The organism is Paenarthrobacter sp. TE4293 (assembly GCF_050435325.1).
GTDB lineage: Bacteria > Actinomycetota > Actinomycetes > Actinomycetales > Micrococcaceae > Arthrobacter > Arthrobacter nitroguajacolicus_C.
This window is the reverse complement of sequence record NZ_JBNJRY010000002.1, coordinates 489556-511050: the sequence shown is the minus strand read 5'-3', so window position 1 is coordinate 511050 and position 21495 is coordinate 489556. Positions and strand designations below refer to the sequence as shown.

Annotated in this window: 20 protein-coding genes and 2 riboswitches; of the genes, 11 read left to right on the top strand and 9 right to left on the bottom strand. The window is 64.6% G+C overall.

Annotation, left to right across the window (positions count from 1 at the left end; genetic code table 11):
- Positions 1–55: 55 nt before the first annotated feature.
- From QF015_RS05705 to QF015_RS05695, 3 genes are all read right to left on the bottom strand, one after another.
- Positions 56–1519 (bottom strand): sensor histidine kinase, encoded by a 1464-nt coding sequence (locus QF015_RS05705; protein ID WP_429387658.1) that lies wholly within the window; start codon positions 1517–1519, stop codon positions 56–58.
- 2 nt (positions 1520–1521) lie between these two features.
- A complete protein-coding gene (locus tag QF015_RS05700; RefSeq protein ID WP_026543233.1) occupies positions 1522–2232 on the bottom strand; it encodes a response regulator transcription factor in 711 nt (236 codons plus the stop codon).
- A 110-nt stretch (positions 2233–2342) separates the two neighbouring features.
- Entirely contained in the window at positions 2343–2978 is a 636-nt protein-coding gene (locus QF015_RS05695; RefSeq protein WP_310202221.1) for a LysE/ArgO family amino acid transporter, read from the bottom strand.
- 68 nt (positions 2979–3046) lie between these two features.
- On the opposite strand from QF015_RS05695, the gene QF015_RS05690 reads away from it, so the two are divergent.
- Positions 3047–3970, top strand: coding sequence for a LysR family transcriptional regulator ArgP (locus QF015_RS05690; protein ID WP_429387655.1), 924 nt, complete (start codon positions 3047–3049; stop codon positions 3968–3970).
- A 69-nt stretch (positions 3971–4039) separates the two neighbouring features.
- Positions 4040–4264 (top strand): hypothetical protein, encoded by a 225-nt coding sequence (locus QF015_RS05685; RefSeq protein WP_310202218.1) that lies wholly within the window; start codon positions 4040–4042, stop codon positions 4262–4264.
- A 67-nt stretch (positions 4265–4331) separates the two neighbouring features.
- Here the strand turns inward: QF015_RS05685 and QF015_RS05680 are convergent, their stop codons facing one another.
- From QF015_RS05680 to QF015_RS05660, 5 genes are all read right to left on the bottom strand, one after another.
- Positions 4332–6479: a multicopper oxidase family protein gene (locus QF015_RS05680; RefSeq protein ID WP_429387653.1), complete on the bottom strand. Its 2148-nt coding sequence runs from the start codon at positions 6477–6479 to the stop codon at positions 4332–4334.
- A gap of 12 nt (positions 6480–6491) precedes the next feature.
- On the bottom strand, positions 6492–6965 hold the full coding sequence (locus QF015_RS05675) for a hypothetical protein (protein ID WP_310202214.1): 474 nt from the start codon (positions 6963–6965) through the stop codon (positions 6492–6494).
- 221 nt (positions 6966–7186) lie between these two features.
- Positions 7187–8845 carry a DNA repair helicase XPB gene (locus tag QF015_RS05670; protein WP_310202211.1) on the bottom strand — a complete coding sequence of 553 codons (1659 nt, stop codon included), beginning with the start codon at positions 8843–8845 and terminating at the stop codon, positions 7187–7189.
- A gap of 72 nt (positions 8846–8917) precedes the next feature.
- Complete coding sequence (locus tag QF015_RS05665) at positions 8918–11383, bottom strand: helicase-associated domain-containing protein (protein WP_429387650.1); 2466 nt, start codon at positions 11381–11383, stop codon at positions 8918–8920.
- 53 nt (positions 11384–11436) lie between these two features.
- The gene (locus QF015_RS05660; protein WP_310202207.1) at positions 11437–11652 is read right to left on the bottom strand and encodes a hypothetical protein; all 216 of its coding nucleotides are present in this window, start codon (positions 11650–11652) and stop codon (positions 11437–11439) included.
- 237 nt (positions 11653–11889) lie between these two features.
- Here QF015_RS05660 and QF015_RS05655 point away from each other — a divergent pair, with 237 nt between their 5' ends.
- Together QF015_RS05655 and QF015_RS05650 are read left to right on the top strand one after the other, a co-directional pair.
- Positions 11890–12273, top strand: coding sequence for a cold-shock protein (locus tag QF015_RS05655; protein ID WP_090820714.1), 384 nt, complete (start codon positions 11890–11892; stop codon positions 12271–12273).
- Positions 12274–12281: 8 nt separating this feature from the next.
- The gene (locus QF015_RS05650; RefSeq protein ID WP_429387648.1) at positions 12282–12893 is read left to right on the top strand and encodes a DUF3027 domain-containing protein; all 612 of its coding nucleotides are present in this window, start codon (positions 12282–12284) and stop codon (positions 12891–12893) included.
- A 161-nt stretch (positions 12894–13054) separates the two neighbouring features.
- Here QF015_RS05650 and serC read toward each other — a convergent pair whose 3' ends face one another.
- Positions 13055–14185 (bottom strand): phosphoserine transaminase, encoded by a 1131-nt coding sequence (gene serC, locus QF015_RS05645; protein ID WP_310202203.1) that lies wholly within the window; start codon positions 14183–14185, stop codon positions 13055–13057.
- 293 nt (positions 14186–14478) lie between these two features.
- On the opposite strand from serC, the gene QF015_RS05640 reads away from it, so the two are divergent.
- The 7 genes from QF015_RS05640 to QF015_RS05610 all read left to right on the top strand — a co-directional run bounded on the left by QF015_RS05640 (position 14479) and on the right by QF015_RS05610 (position 21464).
- Entirely contained in the window at positions 14479–15174 is a 696-nt protein-coding gene (locus tag QF015_RS05640; RefSeq protein WP_310202201.1) for a metal-dependent transcriptional regulator, read from the top strand.
- 193 nt (positions 15175–15367) lie between these two features.
- Positions 15368–15599: riboswitch (cyclic di-AMP (ydaO/yuaA leader) on the top strand.
- A gap of 4 nt (positions 15600–15603) precedes the next feature.
- Complete coding sequence (locus QF015_RS05635) at positions 15604–16434, top strand: M23 family metallopeptidase (protein ID WP_429387645.1); 831 nt, start codon at positions 15604–15606, stop codon at positions 16432–16434.
- Positions 16435–16581: 147 nt separating this feature from the next.
- A riboswitch (cyclic di-AMP (ydaO/yuaA leader) is annotated at positions 16582–16742 on the top strand.
- Between the two features lie 4 nt (positions 16743–16746).
- Entirely contained in the window at positions 16747–17493 is a 747-nt protein-coding gene (locus tag QF015_RS05630) for a C40 family peptidase (RefSeq protein ID WP_429387643.1), read from the top strand.
- A gap of 99 nt (positions 17494–17592) precedes the next feature.
- The gene (locus QF015_RS05625; RefSeq protein ID WP_429387641.1) at positions 17593–18366 is read left to right on the top strand and encodes an NlpC/P60 family protein; all 774 of its coding nucleotides are present in this window, start codon (positions 17593–17595) and stop codon (positions 18364–18366) included.
- A gap of 240 nt (positions 18367–18606) precedes the next feature.
- Complete coding sequence (locus QF015_RS05620; protein ID WP_011773756.1) at positions 18607–19107, top strand: HNH endonuclease; 501 nt, start codon at positions 18607–18609, stop codon at positions 19105–19107.
- A gap of 42 nt (positions 19108–19149) precedes the next feature.
- On the top strand, positions 19150–20109 hold the full coding sequence (locus QF015_RS05615; protein ID WP_429387638.1) for an NTP transferase domain-containing protein: 960 nt from the start codon (positions 19150–19152) through the stop codon (positions 20107–20109).
- Positions 20106–21464, top strand: coding sequence for a molybdopterin molybdotransferase MoeA (locus QF015_RS05610; protein ID WP_429387636.1), 1359 nt, complete (start codon positions 20106–20108; stop codon positions 21462–21464). The genes QF015_RS05615 and QF015_RS05610 overlap by 4 nt, the downstream gene beginning before the upstream one ends.
- The last annotated feature ends 31 nt before the right edge of the window (positions 21465–21495 follow it).

Below are 21495 nucleotides of genomic sequence, written 5' to 3'. Positions count from 1 at the left end.
GCCGTTATGTGGACAACACCGCTATGTGGACAACAGCCACAGCTGACGACATCCTCTAGCTGGAGACCAACTCAGCCGGCTCTTCACGGAACGGAAGGCTGACCACCATCGTGGCACCGCCGCCGTCGGTCTCCGTGACCCGGACGGTACCGCCGTGGGAGCCTACAATGGCCGCGACAATCGCGAGGCCCAGTCCGCTGCCACCGGTCTCCCGGGTACGCGAGGTATCAGACCGGTAGAACCGTTCGAAGATCTTGTTGGTTTCCGCATCAGGAATACCTGGCCCGTGATCGCGGATCTCTATCACCGAGAACGATCCCTCAGGTGTAGTTCGAACGCCGACGGCAAGCTCGATGGGGCTTCCGTCCGGTGTGTACCTCAAAGCGTTGCCCACCAGGTTCCCGATGACTTGGCGCAGTTTGGCTTCGTCGCCTTGGACAGGAGCAGCAGTGGGGGAGGCTCCGTCGAGTCCCGTGAGCGTGATGCTCCGGTCTCCGGAGGAGGCCTTGGTGTCCACCATGGCGTCGTGGGCAAGGAGTTGCAGGTCCACGGGCTTGAGTTGAATCGGGCGCTGCTCGTCCAGGCGGGCCAGCATCAACAGGTCCTCCACCATGGAGCCCATGCGCTTGGCTTCGCTTTCGATCCTTCCCATGGCCATCGCGACGTCTTCCTGGGAGGTCAGGGCGCCGTGTCGGTAAAGCTCCGAGAAGCCACGGATGGTCACCAAGGGTGTGCGCAGCTCGTGCGAAGCATCGGCGGCGAAGCGGCGCATCCGCCCTTCGGACGCGGCGCGGGCAGCAAAGGACGCCTCGATGTGGGCCAGCATGGCGTTCAGGGAACCGCCGAGCCGGCCGACTTCAGTGTGGGGGTTGTCGATGTCCACGCGTCGGGACAGATCACCGGCAGCGATGGCAGCGGCGGTTTTTTCCACCTTGGCCAGGGGCCGGAAGGATCGGGCCACAGTCCATGTAGCGATGAAGAATGCCAGCACGAGCGTCAACAGGCCAACCCCTACCACCACCAGGACGGCATGTTCCATGACTTTGTCCACTGGCGTCAGTGGCAGTCCGATGATGACGACGCCGTTTTGTCCGTTGGCGACGACACCCACGGCCACAACCCGCCAGTTGGTGCCGGCGGTGCCTTTGACCTGGAACGGCGTATTGCCGCGCTGTTTCGCCTCGCCGGAGGTGATATTTGAGATCGCGGGACGGTCAGTCTGGCTGCCGCCGAACGGGTAGGGATCAAGCCCGGGGACATACAGTGTCAGCGAGTAGTCCGTCGGCACGGCGGAGTCGTTGGGCGCTGTGGGGTTGGGCTGCGACAGTTTGTCGAAAGACTGCTGATCTTGCGCCAAAGCGACGGCGGCCTTGAGTTTGTCGTCCACCTGACCCTGGAGGTAGCTCTTGACGAGCGTCAGCGTTCCCGCGCCCGTGGCCGCCAGGGCCAGCAGGAGCAGGCCCATGATGATGGCGACGAGCTGCGACCTCAGGGACGCCGATTTCCAGCGTTGCAGCAAGGTCAGCGCTTCTCTGCCGTCCGAAGCACATAGCCCACGCCGCGCTTGGTCTGGATGAGGGCCGCGGCATCGGGATCGATGTCCACTTTGCGGCGCAGGTAGGAAATGTAGGACTCAACGATCGAGGCGTCGCCGTTGAAGTCGTATTCCCAAACGTGGTCCAGGATCTGGGCCTTGGAAAGTACGCGGTTGGGGTTCAGCATGAGGTACCGCAGGAGCTTGAACTCCGTGGGGGACAACTCGATCACGGTGCCGCCGCGGCGGACCTCGTGGGCGTCGTCGTCGAGTTCAAGATCGTCGACACGGATGACGGCGTCGTCGTCTTCCAGCGGCTGCGTCCGGCGAAGGACGGCGCGGATACGGGCGACCACTTCGTCGAGACTGAAGGGCTTGGTGACGTAGTCGTCTCCGCCGACTGTCAGGCCGGTGACTTTATCCTCGGTGTCGTCCTTCGCGGTCAGGAACAGGACAGGGAAGTGTTTGCCGGCGGCGCGCAGGCGGCGCGTGACCGTGAACCCATCCATGTCCGGGAGCATGACGTCCAGGACCGCGAGGTCCGGCGCGTGGAGGTCGGCTGCGGCAAGGGCTTCGCGACCATTGGACGCGGCAACGACCTCGAAACCTGCAAAACGCAGGGACGTGGAGAGCAGCTCGCGGATGTTGGGTTCGTCATCGACGACAAGGAGCTTGGCTTCGGGGCCGTTCTTTTTCATGACATCCATGATGCTCCCAGAAACTGGGAGTTCTCTGGACGCCGCATGTGAGCGGACTGCGTGGCTGGGCCACTTGGCGGACGTTGCCTGTCGAAGCGGGGAACCGCCCTTCATGCACCCAACGCCAGGCCCGCCCCCAGCGCCACCATGGTGAGGGCGATGCCGCCGTCCAGGAACCGCCACGACAAAGGGCGCGCAAAGAAGCCACGGAGAAAGCGGGCGCCGAAGCCCAGAGAGCAGAACCACAGGATGCTCCCCAGCATGGCGCCTGCCCCAAACCACCACTGCAGGGGAGTGCCTTGGGCGCTGGCTATTGAACCGAGGAGGGCGATGTCCAGGTAGACGTGCGGGTTGAGCCAGGTCAGCGCCAGCACGGTGGTGACGGCCGCTGCGACGCCGCGTTTCGAGCCGCCGTCGTTGGTTGATCCGTTGCTGGCAGTCAGCGACTGCGGACGCAACGCCCGCTTGGCGGCCAACAGGCCGTACGTCACCAGGAATGCGGCACCCACGTAGCGGAGGACGACGACGGCGGCAGGGGCTGCGGTGATGAGGGCACCGGTCCCGAGGACGCCGGCTGCGATCAGTACGGCGTCGGACAATGCGCAGACAGCCACGATGGGGACGATGTGCTCGCCGCGGATTCCTTGCCGCAGCACAAAGGCGTTCTGGGCGCCGATGGCGACGATAAGGGCAAGGCCGGTCGCGAGGCCGAGGCCCGCGGATTGGAAAAAGTCAGTGTAAGTCACCCTCTGAAATTACGGACTGCGCCAGCCTTAGGCCAGCTAATGATTCTGATGCACCATAAGATTTCCTTATGCCGCAATTTCCTTCAGACCAGCTGCTGACCTTCGCCACCGTTCTCTCTGAGGGCACCCTTGATGCCGCAGCCCGCCTGCTGCACATCACTCCCTCAGCGGTGTCGCAGCGGTTGAAAGCCTTGGAGCAATCCGCGGGCCGGGTGCTGCTGCAACGGAGTAATCCTGCCCAAGCCACGGAAGCGGGGGAGGTGGTTCTCCGCTTGGCCCGTCAGGTGGCCCAGCTGGAGGCCGACGCAGGCAGGGAACTCGGCTTGGGCTCCGACGGTGCGCAACTTGCCGTCCCGATCGTGGTCAACGCGGACTCGCTGGCAGTATGGTTCCTGCCGGCGCTCGCCCGGATTCCCCGCGAACTCAACATCACCTTCGATCTTCACCGGGACGATGAACAACACTCCACCTCGCTCCTTCGCTCCGGCACCGTGATGGCGGCTGTGACGGCAACACCGGAGCCCGTGCAAGGGTGTCGTGTGGAAAGCTTGGGAGTCATGCGGTACCGCGCTGTGGCTGCACCAGACTTTGTGGAAAGGTGGTTCCCCGATTTTCCCGAAGGGCTGGACAGGGCCGCCCTCAACGCTGCGCCCACCGTGGATTTCGACCGCAAGGACACCTATCAGTGGGCTTTCGTGCAGTCCTGGCCTGGAGAAGCCGCTGAGCCGGGCGCAGAACGGCGCGGGCCGCGCCACTATGTTCCGGCATCCCACGATTTTGGCGACGCGATCCGGCTTGGCCTGGGCTGGGGACTGATCCCGGAAGTTCAGTGCGGACCGGACATTGCCGACGGCCGCCTGATCGAACTCGCCCCGGAGAGGCCGTTCGAGGTGCCTCTCTACTGGCAGCGATGGAAGACCGCATCCAGGGTTTTGGACATTCTGAGCGAGACGGTCCGCGAGGTGTCCGGTCAATACCTGGCCAGATCCTGAGGGCTGCTAAATCCGAACACGCCCAAGGATGCTTCCAAAAATGTCAGTGCCCCGTTCCACACTTAAAACATGGCAAACACAGCAGCTCCAGTCAGCATTCACCAGCAGCAGGACACGACGGACACCGAGTTCCACGTGACGTACCTGGACAGCGATACGGGTCGCGTCCGGCGGGAGGACTTCCACGAACTCGCGGCGGCGGAGCGCTTCGCCAGTGCCCAGCTCCGCGACGAGGACTGCTGGGCGGTGGTGGACCACGTCACCATCCAGCACACCACACGGATGGTCGCCTAGGCACTCGCACGCCGCAATCCTGCCGACGCCAACCTGCCGCTTTACCGGGCCCCGCTGCATGCTCCGATTACTCCGGCCGGTTGTGGGAATGGCCGCCCTGGATAAACGGAGATGACACACCCTGGTACTTCAGCAGCATCATCATTCCCTCGGCGGCATGATCCAGGTTGTGGCAATGATCCATCCAGATCCCGGGATTGTCTGCGTGGAGCAGCAGCTCCCACACTTCGCCCGGCAGAACGTCCACGGTGTCCAGCACGAGCGGCGACCCAGTGGGCGCAACCCCGTTCCTGCTGAGGACCCGGACGTGGTGTCCGTGGGGATGCATGGGGTGGGGATCCGCGGTACGGTTCACGACCGTCACTTTCACGGTGTCCCCGAGGGCTACGTCCATGGAGGGCACCAACGGGTACGCGGCACCATTCACCGTGAACGCGTAGCGCGGGATGCCATCGACAAAACGGAACTGCCGGTCCAGGACAACCACTTCTTCCCGGGTGATGGCAACCTCTGCATCAGCCTTTGTCCCGACCAAATCAGCCTTCGTCCCGACCACTGGTTTGCCATAGTCCAGGAGGTCGAGCACAGGCGTGGTGTTGAAGACACCCGGCGGCGCTTTCTCAGGGACCTCCATCTCAGCGGCACCCGACCACGAGGCGCCCGATGGAGCAACCACCACTACGGCGCTGGACGCGGCATCGGAGCGCAGGGTCACAGGGGTGTCCGGCATGGTGAAGGCGATGTCCACCCGCCCGCCGGCCCCAAGGCGAACCAGCTTGCCGGATACGTCTCCGGGCTGGTTCACCTCGGTTCCGTCCACGGCAGCAGCTTTGAAGGACGTGCCTTCCACAAGGTAGCGCTGCGGCAGGGAATCGGTGTTGATGAGCCGCATCCGGACGCTCGATCCGGGCAGTGCCGGGTGCGTACTGCTGCGGTCTGAGGAGCCCAGCAACCCCAGACCGCTGAGGTCGTGACCGGCCACCACGATGTCCGTTTGGGCACGGGGCAAGGTGGGGTCGTGCACGACGAATGTGCCGTAGAGGCCCTTGCGGACCCCCTCGGCGGAATCCTGGTGGGTGTGGTACCAGTAGGTGCCCGATTGCGCTGCGGTAAAACGATAGGTCATGGACTGCCCAGGCATCACAGCGTCCTGTGTTGCTCCCGCCACTCCGTCCATGGCGTTGGGTACGTCGTACCCGTGCCAGTGCAGGGTGACACCGGCCGCCACATCACGGTTCTTGAGCACCACCTCCATCACCTCACCGAGTTCAGCCTCCAGGGCAGGGCCCGGCAGGCTGCCGAACGTCCAAGCCTCGGTGCTCTGGCCGGACGGCAACGTCACCTGCTCTACCCGGGCCGTTAGTTCGTAGTGCCGGACCACGGCCTCGGCCGGGGATTGGCCCAGAAGGCTGGACACCGGCGTCGGGTCTGCAACGGCAGCGGGGCCACCGCCGCCGTCGTGATGTCCGACGGCGGCGGCGATCACCACGCCGTCGGATGACCGGCTCCCAAGCCAGGCAAAGACTCCGGAGCCCAAAGCGGTACACGCCATGAGGCCGGCTACCGCAGCCGCCGCCGTCGGACGCCTGCCCATACCGGACCGGCCGCGGGTGAGGCCGCTGTTTTCTGTCTCGACACCGCCCTCAATGTCGCTTGCCTTGCGTACCGGGCCTCGTTGCGTGAACAGCGCGAGCTTGACGAAGAGCACCGACAACGCTGCCACCAACAGCAGCACCGCGAGGCTCCACGGCGCCGGGAACGGCCCCAAAATGAACGTCAGGGCGAGCGACGCCACGGCCGATGCGGCTGCTGCAGCCATGGCGAGCACGGCCCACTCCCGGGACCGTGCAGAACGTTCGGGCCCCGGACCGCCAGGATTGAAGCCGGTGTTCCGTCTCCTCAGCAAGAACGGAACACCGGCCATCGCGGCCCAAGCCGCGGGGATGGCGGTCAGAGGCAGGTTGATGGTTGTGCGTTCGCTGGCAAACCACCAACTGCCCGCCACCAAGGCAGGAAGTATGGCATAGCGTGCCACCGTTGCTGCGACGGCGGCACCCACCACCAGCAAGGCCAGGCTGGCCGCCCGGGGCTTGCCTGGAGTTCGGTCGGTGCTGGTGGTGGTCGAAGCGACAGTCAACCATACGGCGCTGATCCACGCGCCGGCCGCAAGAACGGCCAGCACCAGATCAACCGCCAGCAGCTGCGAGGTGGTCACAGCTGCAGCTGGTCAGGCTGTGCTGGGCGAGGTGGAAGCATCCGGGGATGCAGCCTTGGGAGGAAGCGGCTGCGGGTTGAGCGCCGCCGCGCGGGCACGTTTGAACAGCCAGTACGACATGAAGATCATCAGCACACCGACGATGGGGTGGATCGAAACGACCCACGAACCCGCCGGGGTGATGAACTCCGGCGACGAACCGGTCAACATACCGCCAATGATGAAGATGAATAATTGAAGCCACGTCAGCAGGAAAATGCCTGCCGCCAACCAGATTGTCCGGGATCCTACCCGGGCAATCGCAGCGACAATTGCGGCCAGCAGCGCCGAGTAGCGGAGCACGTACTGTCCGTTCATGGCGTGGAAGACGCCTGCTTCACGCTGGGCTTCGATGGTGTTCTGGAAATGGAAATATCCGGCGAAAAACAACTGTGCGAGTGCTGACAGCAGGACGATCGCGGAAAGGACCAGGAGGGCTTTGCGCATTGGGGAATCCTCTGGTGGATAATTCGCAGATTCTTCTAGGCCTTCAAACCGTCGGCTCCCTGGCTGCGGGCTTCCCCCACCGCCGACGGCTGGCCGCCGGGATGCCTGGACCAAGGGCAACCCTTATGGGCGGAGAACTTCACTTGGAATCGTAAATTCGCTGGAGATCAATAGCAAGGGTTAATTGATTGCCTGCCGGGCCTTTATGACCGGCAGGGCCTTTATTGACCAGTCCCCACGTCCTTGCCTACATCCTTGGCATCCATGATCCGGTAGGCGTACCCCTGTTCCGCCAGGAACCGTTGGCGCTTGGCGGCGAAATCCTGGTCCAGGGTGTCACGGGCCACCAGGGAGTAGAAGCGGGCGGCGCGGCCGTCCTGCTTGGGACGGAGGAGCCGGCCCAACCGCTGTGCTTCTTCCTGGCGTGAACCGAAGGAACCGGACACCTGGATGGCCACGGATGCTTCCGGAAGGTCGATGGAGAAGTTGGCTACCTTGGACACCACCAAGGTATGGATCTCGCCCTTGCGGAAGGCATCGAAGAGTTTCTGCCGCGCCTTGACCGTGGTTTCGCCCTTGATCAGGGGTGCGTCCAGCCGCTCGGCGATCTCATCCAACTGGTCGATGTACTGGCCGATCACCAGCAACTGCTCGCCCTTGTGGACGGCTACGAGGTCTTCCACCAGTTTGGTCTTGGTTTCCGAGGTGGCGCACAGGCGGTACTTGTCCGCGTCGTCGGCCATGGCGTAGGCCACGCGTTCGTCGCGCGGGAGGTCCACGCGAACTTCCACGCAGTCAGCGGGTGCGATGTAGCCCTGCGCTTCGATGTCTTTCCAGGGCGCGTCGTAGCGTTTGGGTCCGATGAGGCTGAAGACCTCACCTTCCCGGCCGTCTTCCCGGACCAGGGTTGCCGTGAGGCCAAGACGACGCCTGGCTTGCAGGTCTGCGGTCATGCGGAAGATCGGGGCGGGCAGCAGGTGGACTTCGTCGTAGATGATCAGTCCCCAGTCGTGGCCGTCCACGAGTTCCAAGTGGGGATACAGCCCTCCGCGCTTGGTGGTGAGGACTTGATACGTCGCGATGGTCACGGGCCGGACTTCCTTGACGGCGCCGGAGTACTCGCCAATCTCGTCTTCGGTCAGGGAGGTGCGCTTGAGCAATTCATCTTTCCACTGCCGTGCCGAGACAGTGTTGGTGACCAGGATCAGCGTGGTGGTGGAGGACGTCGCCATCGCGGCGGCGCCCACCAGCGTCTTGCCGGCACCGCAGGGAAGCACGACGACGCCGCTGCCGCCGGCCCAGAAGTTTTCCGTGGCCACCTTTTGGTACGGGCGCAACTGCCAGCCGCTTTCGTCCAGCATGATGAGGTGCGGTTGTCCATCCACATAACCGGCAAGGTCTTCCGCGGGCCATCCCAGTTTGAGGAGCAGTTGCTTCAACTGGCCCCGTTGGGAGGAATGCACCACCACGGTTTCGCCATCGATCCGCGGCCCCAGCAACGGAGCGATTTTCTTGGCACGGATGACTTCCTCCAGCACGGGGTAGTCATCGGTGCGCATCACCAGGCCGTGCTGGGCATCCTTCTCGAGCCGCAGCCTGCCATAGCGGGACATGGTCTCTTCGATGTCGATCAGCAATGCATGCGGGACGGGAAAGCGGGAATACTTCAGCAACGTGTCCAGCACCTGTTCGGCGTCCAGTCCTGCAGCCCTGGCATTCCAGAGCCCCAACGGTGTCAGCCGGTAGCTGTGCATGTGTTCCGGGGCGCGTTCCAACTCCGCGAAAGCGGCAATGGCGTGACGTGCCTCGGTGGCGAGCTCATGGTCGACTTCCAACAGGATGGTCTTGTCACTTTGTACGATCAGCGGACCGTCGGTCACTGGTGAATCCTCACTTGCGCAGCTTCGCTGTGCTGTTTGTCTGGAACGGCGCGTTCATGGACTGCCCGGTTTTCAGGACCGCAGTTCTCCTGCAGGCTCCACATCGATGATGCGGTGAATGGACAAGACCCGTTCGGTGTCCTTGGCGGGGTCGAAGACCCTGACGCGTCCACCGGAGACGGATACAGGAACAACGGTTTCCGTGTTGGCATTCCCCAGGCTGTCCACCACGTTCATGGTGACGGCCTGTTTGAGCCGGATGGCTGTTTGCAGGGTCTCCAGGCCAAGCTGCGTCGATGCTTCCCCGGCCGCTTCGGCCGGGACACCGCGGTGTTGCCGCAGGACGGACAACTGCGCGTCGACGTCATCGTCCGGCGGAGCCGTGCGGGGTGCGGTGTAGACGGGGCGGGCACCGCCCGGCACTGCTGTTGTCCGCTTGAAACGCACGACGGCGGGTTCGGCCTCTTGCACGGCGGGCGAGAGTCCCAGCTCGCGCAGGACGCGGGCCGTTTCGCGGGGGCTCGCCGAGGACGTCAGGACCGTGGGTGCGATGCGCACCAGGCTCAAAGCGGAAGTGCGTGCCTCCCTCAGCAGCTCGGTGATGGCAGTTTCGTCGTCGCTTTGGATGAAGCTGGCACTCGTGCCGATCCGCAGGCGGCCGTGCCGGGATGCCGTGTCCTGGACGAGGTAGGCCAAGGGCTGGGGCACATCCGTGGCGGAATGTTCCCGGAGGAACGCCAACAGCGATTCCGCGTCCTGTCCGGCGTCGAGCGCCCTGCGGATGGTCGCGGCAGAGAACCGGTAGATGGACGCGGGACCCTGCCCCTCGGCGTCGGCCATCAACAACAGTGTCTCGCTGAGCTCCGGCGCGAGGTATCCGGGAGCCACCGCCGTGAGGTCTGCCTGCAGGAGGATGTGGTTCACCGCCGCGGGCAGATGCTCGCCAAGGATGGTCATGGCCTGCTCGGGTTGGGCGTTGGCAATGGCCGAACCCAATTGGGTCAAGGCCCCGGAACCCATCAAGCCAAGGAGCGTGGCTTCCTCGAGGATGCCGCGGACCAAGGAACTGAACCGCCGGGACATCCGCGGCTGGGACCACTCGGCCCGCTGCAGCACCGCCCGGGCGTCCAGGACCGGCGCCTTCCCGTCCGGTGCGGCTGCTTCCACGGTGAGTTCATTCAGGATCTCAAGCACCCGTCGTCGGACCACGGGGGCATCAGGCCGCTGCGCTTCTGCTGACAAAGCGTTGATGGTGGTTCCCGCGGCGCCTTGATGACCGGCCGCTGACGAAGGCCCCGTGAGTGGTTGGCCCACCAAGGAAGGCGCGCGCTCGCTGGCCAGCCAGGCATTGACCAACCAGAGCCACTGTTCCTGCCGGGGAAGATTGAGCCACTCGAGCGACGGCGGCTGCACCCAGGTGGAGCTGTCCACGTCCAGGCGCAGCAGCCCGGCCATCGCACTGAGTTCAAGGAGGACCGCTGTCTCATGGACGCCCAAACGGATGGACTCGGCAAGGCGCCGCAGCTCGCGCACGCCCACACCACCGCTCCTGAGGGTTGCCAGCGGCTGCTCGCGCACCGCGAACAGCAGCTCGGCAGTCAGCCGGAGAATTTCGGCGATGGCTCCCATCGCGGCATTGCGTCGCAGGGCAGCACTGGTATGGCCGAGTTCCGGAACAGGTGGGGCCAGCGTGAAGTCATCCACAATCGCCCCGCCGCGGAGGGCGAGCCCGACGCTGTGGGGGAGTTCCACGTGGCCGGCGTCCAGGGGGACCAGCAGGCCGCGGGCCAACAGCCAGTCGATAGGCCCGACGTCGTGGCTTTCGTGGGTAACGGACGCGCGCCGCTGTGCCTGGGGTACTGCGCCCATGGCCCAGCTGCCGAACTTCTCCAGCAGTCCAAGGGTCCGGTCCGGTGCCGTCGCCAGGATGGTGCGAAGGTTTTCCGGGGTGGAAGTCCAGCGCTGCAGGGCCAGGGCAGCATCCATGGGCGTGCTGGCAGGGTGGATGCCGGCGCCGCTCTGGTGGAGTTCGGCCACCAGTTGTACCACCCGCTGGGCGAAGGCCGGCTGCAGCCTGACCAGTTCGGTATAGCTCCTGCCCAAGCCCGCCGGGTAGATACCGATGACATCCTTCAGGCTGCCCACCGGCAGGTAGAAGCGCTGCCGCGACGAGGTGGCCGGGGAGCCGGCAGGCGCTTCCGCGCGGTGTATGAGGGCCAATTCCTGGAGCTTCGCAAGGATGGGGTCCAGCGCCGAAAGGGTGGAGCCGGCGATGACTTTCTTGAGCCCGGCCGCGGAAACGCTGTGCCCTGTATCGGCATTGGTACAGAGATGCAGTGTCTCCAGGACCTGCATCTCGGGCTTGTTCAGGCGTTCCAGGGCCCGCTGGACGCTGACGCGGGCGCTCGCTCTCGCAGCCAAAGCGGCGAAGTCCGGAGCCATGGGGGAGATCAGGTCCGGTCGCGCGGCAAACAAGGCCCGCAGCGAATTGTCGCTGCGCGCTTCCAGTTCCTTGCTGAGCGCGCGAATAAGGGACATCAATCCAACGTTACCGCTCCCGGGCCGCTCGTGGCCGTCAGCAGGGCTGCTGGTTACTGCCGGCGGCGCTGGCGAACGGCGTCCAGCACCAGGATCACGGCGAGCATGAAGGCAACCGGCAGACCGTACAGGGCTGCAGAGGTGACCCAAACCGGCGCCGTGCCGCCGTTATAAGCGATCGCCATGACAGCGCCGACGGCGGCCAGGGAGGCTGCCGCCACCACGGCGGCGATGATCATGAGGGGGCGTCGATAACCCTGGGAAGTCATGTTCCCAACGCTAGCAGCAGGGCTGCCACAGGATATATCGCGCCACCGCTGGTGCCGTTTGGGTACTGCTCCTGTCCTCTCTGGTCGCGGCAAAGCGGGAATAGCGGGCCGGGCAGGATAACCTTGAAGCAACAGACCAACACGGACCGGACTGTCACCCTCGATCCCGCAGAACCCTGCGGATGCGGTGCTGGCCCGACGTGTCTCCCAAAAGCAAGAACGAAGAAGGTTGATTACGTGCCTACCGGCAAGGTCAAGTGGTATGACAAGGAAAAAGGCTTCGGATTCCTCGCGGCAGAAGATGGCCAGGAAGTTTTCCTGCCCAAGACGTCCCTGCCCGCGGGCGTAACCGAGCTCAAGGCCGGGACCCGCGTGGAGTTCGGAGTGGCCGATGGCCGCCGCGGAGCGCAGGCACTGGGACTGCGTGTCTTGGAGAAGACGCCGTCCATCGCCAAGGCAAAGCGGATGAACGCCAAGGACCTCGCACCGATGGTGCAGGACCTCGTGACGGTTCTGGACAACCTCTCCGGTTCCTTGTCGTCGGGCAAGTACCCGGACGGTAACAAGGCCAAAGCCATCAGCATGGCGCTGCGCAAGGTTGCCGACGAGCTGGAAGCCTAGGACCGGCCATGACATCGGAATCCGCACAGGATACAAAGGCCGGAAGGGACGCCCAGGCAAGTCCTGCGGCTGGTCCTGACGCTGCCCAGGCTCCTGGCGTCGGGGGCGCCCCCGCGCGGAAGCCCGTTGCCGGCAAACCACGCACTGGCTTGCCGGTGTGGCGCACGGGCAAGCCGGACGCCTTCCTCGCCGCCGCCGTCGATACTGCACGCGAGGCAGTGGAGGGCATCGCCAACCCCGGCGAAGTAGGAGCGCACCTCGGTGCCAAGTCCGAGGGCGACCGTGTGGTGACCCACCTTTTTGAATCCAGGCTTGCCGGCTACGGCGGGTGGCAGTGGTACGCCGTGGTGACCCGCAACTCGCGGTCAAAGATCGTGACGGTCAGTGAACTTGGGCTGCTTCCTTCCGAGGATTCCATCCTGGCGCCGGAATGGGTGCCCTGGGCCAAGCGTGTCCGTCCCGAGGATGAAACGCCCTTGGTGGAGGAAACCGTGGCGGACGTGACGGAGGAGTCCGTGCAGGCAGACGAAGACGAGGCCACTGGGCCCGCTGAAGCTTCCGAAGACCCTGAAGCGGATGACCCCGACACTGCGGATGACGACGAAACCGGTGCCGAATAAGGGTTGCTGGGATCCCGGGATGAACAGAGCTAAAGGTGGACGCTGATGTCCACCTTTAGCTGTTTAAAGGGCTGGGCGGCGGCTTAAGCACCGGGCCGAGGCTTAAACGGCGGCGGCGCCGTCCGGGAACTACCGGACGGCGCCGACCACCGGCGGTGGAGTTACTTCTTCAGTTCGCCCACCACGTAGTCGATGCTGGCGAGCAGTGCGGATACGTCGTCAGGTTCAATGGCGACGAACGTGGCAATGCGCAGCTGGTTGCGGCCGAGCTTGCGGTACGGCTCAGTGTCCACCACGCCGTTGGCGCGCAGTACCTTGGCGATGGCTGCGGCATCAATGGAGTCGTCGAAGTCGATCGTGGCGATGACGTTGGAGCGGTCGTCGGCGTTGGTGACGAACGGCGTCGCATACTCCGAGGCCTCTGCCCAGGAGTAGATGCGGTTGGCCGAGTCCGCCGTGCGCTTGCTGGCGAAATCCAGGCCACCGTTGCTGTTGAGCCACTGCACCTGGGCGTCCAGGGTCACCAGGGTGGACAGCGAGGGCGTGTTGTACGTCTGATTCAGCTTGGAGTTGTCGATGGCCGTCTGCAGGTCCAGGAAGTCCGGGATCCAGCGGCCGCTCGCCTTGATCCGTGCCGCGCGCTCCAAAGCAGCAGGGGAGAAGAGGCCCAGCCAAAGGCCGCCATCGGAGGCAAAGTTTTTCTGCGGTGCGAAGTAGTAGACGTCGGACTCGGCGACATCAACGTCCAGTCCGCCGGCAGCAGAGGTGGCATCCACGAGGACCAAAGAGCCCTCGTCTGCGCCCTGGACGCGCTTCACGGGAGCGGCGACGCCCGTGGAGGTCTCGTTCTGGGGCCAGGCGTAGACGTCAACGCCGGGCTCGGCCTGTGCCACAGGGCGCGTGCCGGGCTCGGACGTGATGATGGACGAAGCATCAAGGAAAGGTGCCTTGTTGGTGGCGGCCGCGAACTTCGAGCCGAATTCACCGAAGGAGAGGTGCTGTGCTTTCTTCTCCACCAGGCCAAACGCAGCGACGTCCCAGAATGCCGTGGAACCGCCGACGCCGAGGACGACTTCATAGCCTTCGGGTGCGCGGAAGAATTGGCTGAGCCCTTCGCGGACCGAACCCACAAGGTTCTTGACCGGAGCTTGGCGGTGGGACGTGCCGAGGATGGTGGACGACGCGGCAGACAGGGCCTCGATCTGTTCCGGGCGGACCTTGGACGGTCCTGCGCCGAAGCGTCCGTCCTTGGGCAGCAGATCGGCGGGAATGGTGATGCTGTTGTCGCTCACGTGTGGCTCCAAAAGGGTATCGGCTAGAGATGGGTCGTGGCAGGTGGCATCAGCTGCCCCTTCGACATCCCAATTCTGCCTGACGCGGCCCGGGGGCAGGAACCTGTGGCCGTCATAGTCCGCCACGTGGAATGCGGGCGAACCATATGCGACCGGAATTATCCAGAGTAATTCCAAATAAGCTAGGCTGGTGGTTGGCGTTCATGGGGCGGCGGTGCAGACCGTCCGCCCTGGCAGGGACGCGGTACGGTGGAGATTACGCAAGGAACTGCGTTCGAGGAGAGCTGAGCTGGATGACGGATCTGATCGATACCACTGAGATGTATCTTCGGACCATTTTGGAGCTTGAAGAAGAGAACATTGTGGCTCTCCGGGCCCGCATCGCCGAGCGCTTGCGGCACTCCGGCCCCACGGTCTCCCAGACCATCGGACGCATGGAGCGTGACGGCCTGGTGATTGTCTCGAACGACCGCCACCTCGAGCTGACCGAGGTTGGGCGGAAGCGCGCCACCGAGGTGATGCGTAAGCACCGCCTCGCCGAGAGGCTCCTGGCAGATGTCATCGGCTTGGACTGGGCCTATGTCCACGATGAAGCGTGCCGCTGGGAGCATGTGATGAGCGAGCGCGTGGAGCGCAGGCTGTACGAGCTCCTTGAGCACCCCACCGAATCCCCGTATGGCAACCCGATTCCTGGCCTTGAAGCGCTGGGCGGTCTGGCCAGCCAGCCCTTCCCCCGCCTGGATGTCAACCTGCTTCACGCCATGGACGGCTACGCAACGGACTCCCGCGTGGTGGTGACGCGCTTGGCTGAACCCATCCAGGTGGAGCCTGAACTCCTCACGCAGCTGGACGAAGGTGGAATCCGCCCCGGCGCCGCCGTCTCCCTGGAACGCGTGGGCGAATACATCTCCGTGCGCGTACCCGGCATTGAGGGCGCACTGGAGCTTCCGCCGGAAGTGGCTGCCCACGTCTTTGTCGCAGTTGGCTGACGACCCCATTTCCAGCCCGGTGTCATATCTCACTTTTGAGCTCTCGGCGCGCGTGTGACCTGCGGTTTTTCGCGATCCGTGATAAGGCCCCATCCCGCCACGCACGTTTCTGTTGATAACGAATTTATTACTGCGGGGCTTAATCCCCTATAGTTATCTACTAGCGCTGATACCAAAGCGTTACCTGTTCCGGAGCCGAGCTCTGCCAGCGGAACAGGTGTGTCATCCACCACTGGCAGAGGCGGGGGAACCACAAGCGGCTGTCTAAAGAAGCAGCCTTGGGGTGAAGTCCGCAGCAGAAGTGCCCACTTACGCAAGTCCCTTCCGGGATACCTGTGTGCCGTGAGCGCCTCGTGCGGACCGGGTCTTTGAACTCTCTGACCCGAATCCGACAGCTAACTTCGCAGGCTTTTCAGAGAGGAATAGAGTTTGACAACGCAGAACGTCAGGGGCCGCCGCCGCGCGTCCGGCCCCGCTGCTGAGCTGCGGCCAGCCCGCGTCGTATCGGAGATCCGGCCACGCGACACCGAACGCCAGGTGCGTCGCCGTAAGAGCCCGTTGCGCCAGGTAGCTGACTTTGCCGCCGCCAGTGGTGTCGGGCAGAAGGCCGGAGTTGCGCTTGCCGCCACCGGGCTTGCCCTGACTGTCGGCCTGCCGGCCACGAGCCCTGTCATGGCCACCTCGGAATCGGGCCAGACTGAGTCCGCCCTGGCTGTCGCAGGTGGCAGCCAGCCCGAGGTTTCCGCTGCTGCATCGGCCAAGATTGACTTCAGCCGTGCCGCCGTCGCCACCGCGGCCGACCCCGATGGCAAGCTGAAGCAGCTGCTCAGCGCCCAGTCGGCCGGCAGCATCCAGCGCGCTTCGTCGGCAGGCACCATGGCCAGCCCCCTCGACACGCTGACCACGGCTTCCCCCTTTGGCTACCGCGTCAGCCCCCTCACGGGTGGCTCCGGTGACTTCCACCGCGGGCAGGACTTCGTAGCCCAGTGCGGTACCGCTGTGCACGCCGCAGCATCCGGCAAGGTGACCTTTGCCGGATGGCACGAGTATGGCGGAGGCAACCGCGTGGTCATTGACCATGGCAACGGCCTGGAGACCACGTACAACCACCTCTCGTCCTTCACCGTCAAGGTCGGCCAGACGGTCACCCGCGGCGATACCGTAGCGCTCAGCGGCACCACGGGCGCCTCCACGGGCTGCCACCTCCACTTCGAGGTGCAGGTTAACGGCGAAGTCGTAGACCCCATGGGCTGGCTCTAAACGCCAGCTGATGGCTGTCTCTCGTATTTGTGACACGCCCCGTGACCTGAATGTGACATTCACGTCCAACTGTTGTACCGTACAAAGCGCATCGGCTTTTTAGGGGGCCGATGCACTTGAGTGGATTGCCTAGCTCTGCCACCACTCGAGGTCCGTTCGCATAAATCGTCTGGCAGGGGCGGGGGAACCACTTCTGGTCTTCGTGAGAAGGCCTTGGGGTTAAGTCGCAAAGCTTCCTTGAAGCAGCGCGGCCGGATGACTCCCATCCGAATCCGACAGCTCACCTCGCAGGCATTGGGAGAGGCTACCTACGTGTCATCACGCACTACCCCTGCGCGCCACCGCGCCGAAACGGTTCGTACGAACCCTTTGAACACGCTTTCCAAGGCTGTTTCATCAAACGCCGGTACCGTTGGCCGTCAGGCCGCCGTCCTGGCAGCAGCCTCAGGCCTCGTCCTCAGCGTCGGCCTGCCGGCCCAGGCAGCTGACACCGACGTTTCCAAGTCGGAAGCCTCCAGCACCCAGCAAATGGTTGCCACCGCGGTTGTTACCGCAGAGCCCACTGCCACCGTTTCCTTCGAAAGCCCCGTAGTGGCCACGAAGGAGGCCCCCAAGGTTGTCCAGCGCGCATCGCAGACCACCCAGCGTGCGGCGGCAAACGGCACCCAGGACGCCGCAGGCGCAGTGACCGCGAAGTCTTCCGAAGCCAAGGACGCTGCCTCCAGCGCTGCCGCTTCGGGCCTCGCAGCGATTGCCTACACCGGCATCGGCCACCCGTACGTCTGGGGCGGCACCACGCCCAACGGCTGGGACTGCTCCGGCTTCACCCAGTGGGTCTACGCCCAGGCTGGCATCAGCATTCCCCGCGTCAACGCCTGGACGGCCATGAAGCCCACCAGCACTCCTGCCCCCGGTGACTTGGTCATGCAGAATGGCGGAGCGCACGTAGGCATCTACGTTGGCAACGGCATGATGATCAGCGCATTGAACCCGGGTCAGGGCACGCTCCTGCACTCGGCTGCCTCCACGGGCACCTCATCTTTCTTCACCCTCCGCTAGAAACCATCAGGTTCGAGGTTCGCCTGCACGCCCCCAAGTGCTGGCGCGCCGATGAGCCGCGTGTACCCCAACTGCACGCGGATACGAAAAGAGAAAACCATGAGCAGTGCACACAAGGTTGCACGGCATCGCGCTGAGGCCCCCAAGACCAGCTCGCTTGCCGTCATTGCCAAGGCAGTCAGTGAGAACGCCGGCGGCGTGGGCCGCCAGGCAGCAGTTATCGCCGCAGCTTCAGGCCTGGTCCTGACCGGCAGCGTTGCTGCCAACGCAGCAGACACCAAGGTGGACCGCGAGTCCACCTCGACGTCAGCCCTTGACGTCCAGTCGGTAGTGCAGGCCACCATCGCGGCGGACTCCACGGTTGCCATCTCCTACGAACGCCCCGTTGTCACCACGGTGGAGGCGCCGGCTCCTGTAGAGAAGAAGGCTCCCGCGAAGGTAGAAACCAAGAAGGCCGCGGAAAGCACTGCGACTGCTGGGAGCGCCACCCTCGCCGTCTCGGCAGCTACTCCGGCAGCCAAGGCTCCGGCAGCTGCCAGCGGACTCGGTGCAGCAATCGCCGCGGCAGCCTACGCGCAGCTCGGCGTCACCCAGGACTGCACCATGCTGGTGACCAACTCCCTGGCGGCCGTTGGCATCAACTTCCACGACTGGCCGGCCGGCTACCTCTCCCTTGGCCGCACCGTCAGTGCCGCGGAAGCCCAGCCCGGCGACCTCGCGTACTACGCCAACGGCGGACTGGCCGGACAGGCACACATCGCTGTATACGTCGGCAACGGCATGGCAGTCCACGGTGGATGGAACGGATCCACCACGGCACTGTTCAGCGTCAACGTAGGCTCCGGCCCGGTTTTCATCCGCGTCAACGGCTGAAAACACGCGCAGCACCACCACGCACACCAACACCCCGCAGGCTTCGGCCGGCGGGGTGTTTTGCTCCCGGAACGCTTAACCACGCATGAACTCTTGCCGACGTTGTGACTGAAACGACAGAATAATTCGTTGATACGGCATATAAGTGCTTACCCTTATGGTGTCGATCCACAGCCCGTACAAGCAGAGGGCAGCCGGCCCTCGTGCCCCTGACGGGTGCGGCCGTGAAGAGGTACGTGCATGCGCACACTTGTTCTGAATGCTGGATATGAACCGCTGGCGGTAATTACCTTCCGCCGGGCGCTGGTCCTTGTGCTGACTGGAAAAGCTAGCGTGGTGGCTGAGGGCGACGAGCCTGTCGTCGGGCCACAGGAAGTTCTCGGACGTCCATCCGTGATTCTTCTCAACCGCTACATCCGTCCCCGGTACAACAGGATTACCGCCGTGAGTCGCCGCGGGGTACTTCGCCGCGACGGTCACCGCTGCGCCTATTGCGGGAAAACAGCCCACACCATAGACCACGTCCACCCCAAGTCCAGGGGCGGCGCGGATTCCTGGGAAAATCTGGTTGCGGCGTGCTTGAAATGCAACAACGCCAAAAGCGACCATACGCTGGCTGAAATGGGTTGGAAGCTCCGTTTCAAACCTGGCGTGCCCCAGGGAACCATGTGGCAGATCAAGGAACTCGAGAAACCTGCGCCGGACTGGGACCCGTTCCTGTTGCCGGAATCCGCTGCCTGATCGATTTCTGCTGAGCTCCGGCCGCCCCGGTACTCTGGGCGGATGGAATTCAATGCCGTAATTCTGGCGGGTGGCAGGGCCACCCGCCTCGGTGGCGTGCCCAAGCCATCGCTGACATACGACGGCGCGTCGCTCCTTTCGCATGCCCTCCAGGCAGCCCGGGGTGCTGCAGCTGTGGTTGTCGTGGGACCCGATGCTGCGGGGACCGGCGGTGCGCCGTCTCGCAACACGGCGTTGCTGCCCGACACGGCGCTGATGTCCGACACGGCGCTGCTGCCCGACAGGGTGCTCCAGGCAAGGGAGAAACCGGCATTTGCGGGTCCCGCCGCAGCTATTGCTGCCGGGTTGGCGGCGTTGAAGGACAACGGTAACAACGCTCCCTGGACGCTCGTTCTGGCGTGCGATATGCCGCACGTGTCCCGTGGCGTTTCCTTCCTCTGGAAAGCCCTGGAAGCCCAACCGGGGGTGGAAGGTGCCATGGCTGTCTCTGCCGATGGCCGGAAGCAGCCCCTCCTTGGTGCCTACAGCACCAGTGCCCTCGAACGGGAAGTGGCTGAAGCTTCCGAAGGTTCCGGGTTAACGAACGCTTCAGTGTTCCGGCTGCTTGCTAGGCTGAATGTGCTGGACGTTGCCGTCCCCGCAGGGTCCACGGACGACGTGGATACGTGGGAAGACGCTGCGGCCCTGGGCATTGACTACAAGTTGGAGGCGGACGTGAAGAGCCAGGAAGAGACGCTCGAAGAATGGTGCCGCACGCTGCTGCAGGCATTCGAGCTTGAAGGCGTTGAAGTGGACATCAATGAGGTGCTCGCCGTTGCCGGAGTGGCAGCCCATTCCGTGGTGCGACCCGCAGCACCCTTGACCACCTTCATTGCCGGATATGCGGCGGGCATGGCCCGCGGCATTGGCCAGGCAAGCGACGACGCGTCCATGAACGCGGCCTTGGACCTGGCACGGAAGATCGCCAAGGAGTACTCGGAGTCCGAGGCTGACGCCGAATGACAGAGGCCCCCGGCGAGGGCCACCACGCGGCACACACATGGCAGGAGGCCCGGCAGCGCGCGTTCGATGCTGCCGCGCCCATCCCGCCGGGGCCGGTGCCTCTCGGGTCAGCCCTTGGCCGCACCCTGGCGGCAGATGCCGTGGCGGTGCAGGATATGCCGCACTATGCCTCCTCCGCCATGGATGGTTGGGCGGTCAACGGAAGCGGCCCCTGGATCTTGAGCGAGCCGGGCCTAAGGCTGGCGCCGCACCAGGCCAGTCCCATCGTCACGGGCGGGCTGATTCCTCCGGGCGCCAAGGCAGTGCTGCGCAGCGAGAGTGGTGTCATCACCACGGACGAGGACGGCCTCCCGCTCCTTGCCCTGGGTGGTGCCGCCAAACCGGGTGAACCGCGCAACGGCCAGCACATCCGCAAGGCCGCAGAAGAGGCAGCGGAGGGGGAGGTCCTGCTGACCGCCGGGACCGTGATCAATCCGGCGCATATTGCTTTGGCAGCGCTTGCGGGATTGGACCATGTGGACGTCCTGGGGAAACCGCTGGTCCGGTTCCTGTTGACGGGCTCCGAGGTGGTCGCGCAGGGAGTGCCCCTGCCCGGACAGGTCCGTGACACGTTCGGCCCGCAACTGGGCGCCGTGGTGGAACTCCTGGGTGGAATCGCAGGCGAGCAGCTGAGGGTGGGAGACAGCTATGAGGAGTGGATCTCCGCCCTGCAGGACACCGAGCCCACCGTGGACGGGCTGGCCCTTGATGACCCCTACCAAGAGATCGACCCCCCAGCCGACGTCGTCATCACCACCGGCGGGACAGGGCGCTCCGGGACTGACCACCTCAGGCGGGCGGTGGCAGAGCTCGGCGGCAGCCTGCTGATCGACGGTATCGCCATGCGCCCGGGCCATCCTGCCGTGTTGGCGGAGTTACCCGATGGCCGGTTCGTGCTGGGACTGCCGGGAAATCCGTTGGCAGCGATGATGGCCCTGTTTACCGTGGGAGCTCCTCTGCTGGCGGCCCTGGGGCACCGGAGCCTGGAGGAGGTAGGCCAGGTTCCGTCCGGCGCGATGATCGAGGCGGATCCCGGGCGGACCCGCCTGATGCCGTTTAAGCTGGTCTACGGCCTGGCATCACCGGCGCAGCATGCGGGCCCGGGGATGATGCGCGGCCTTGCCGGCGCGGACGGGGTCATGGTGGTGCCACCGCACGGAGTCCAACTGGGGGAGTTGGTCCCGGCTTTCGCCTTGCCGTGGGGCAAACCGTTGCCGGCGCCAAAGCCGGCGGAAGACAAGCCCCGCAAGGCTCCGGCGCGCCAGGCAAAGAAGGCTCCTTCAGGCCCGGTGGACTGGAGTGCGCTGGACGCCTGAGCTGCCGGGCGCACCACAGGGTCGGTACCAA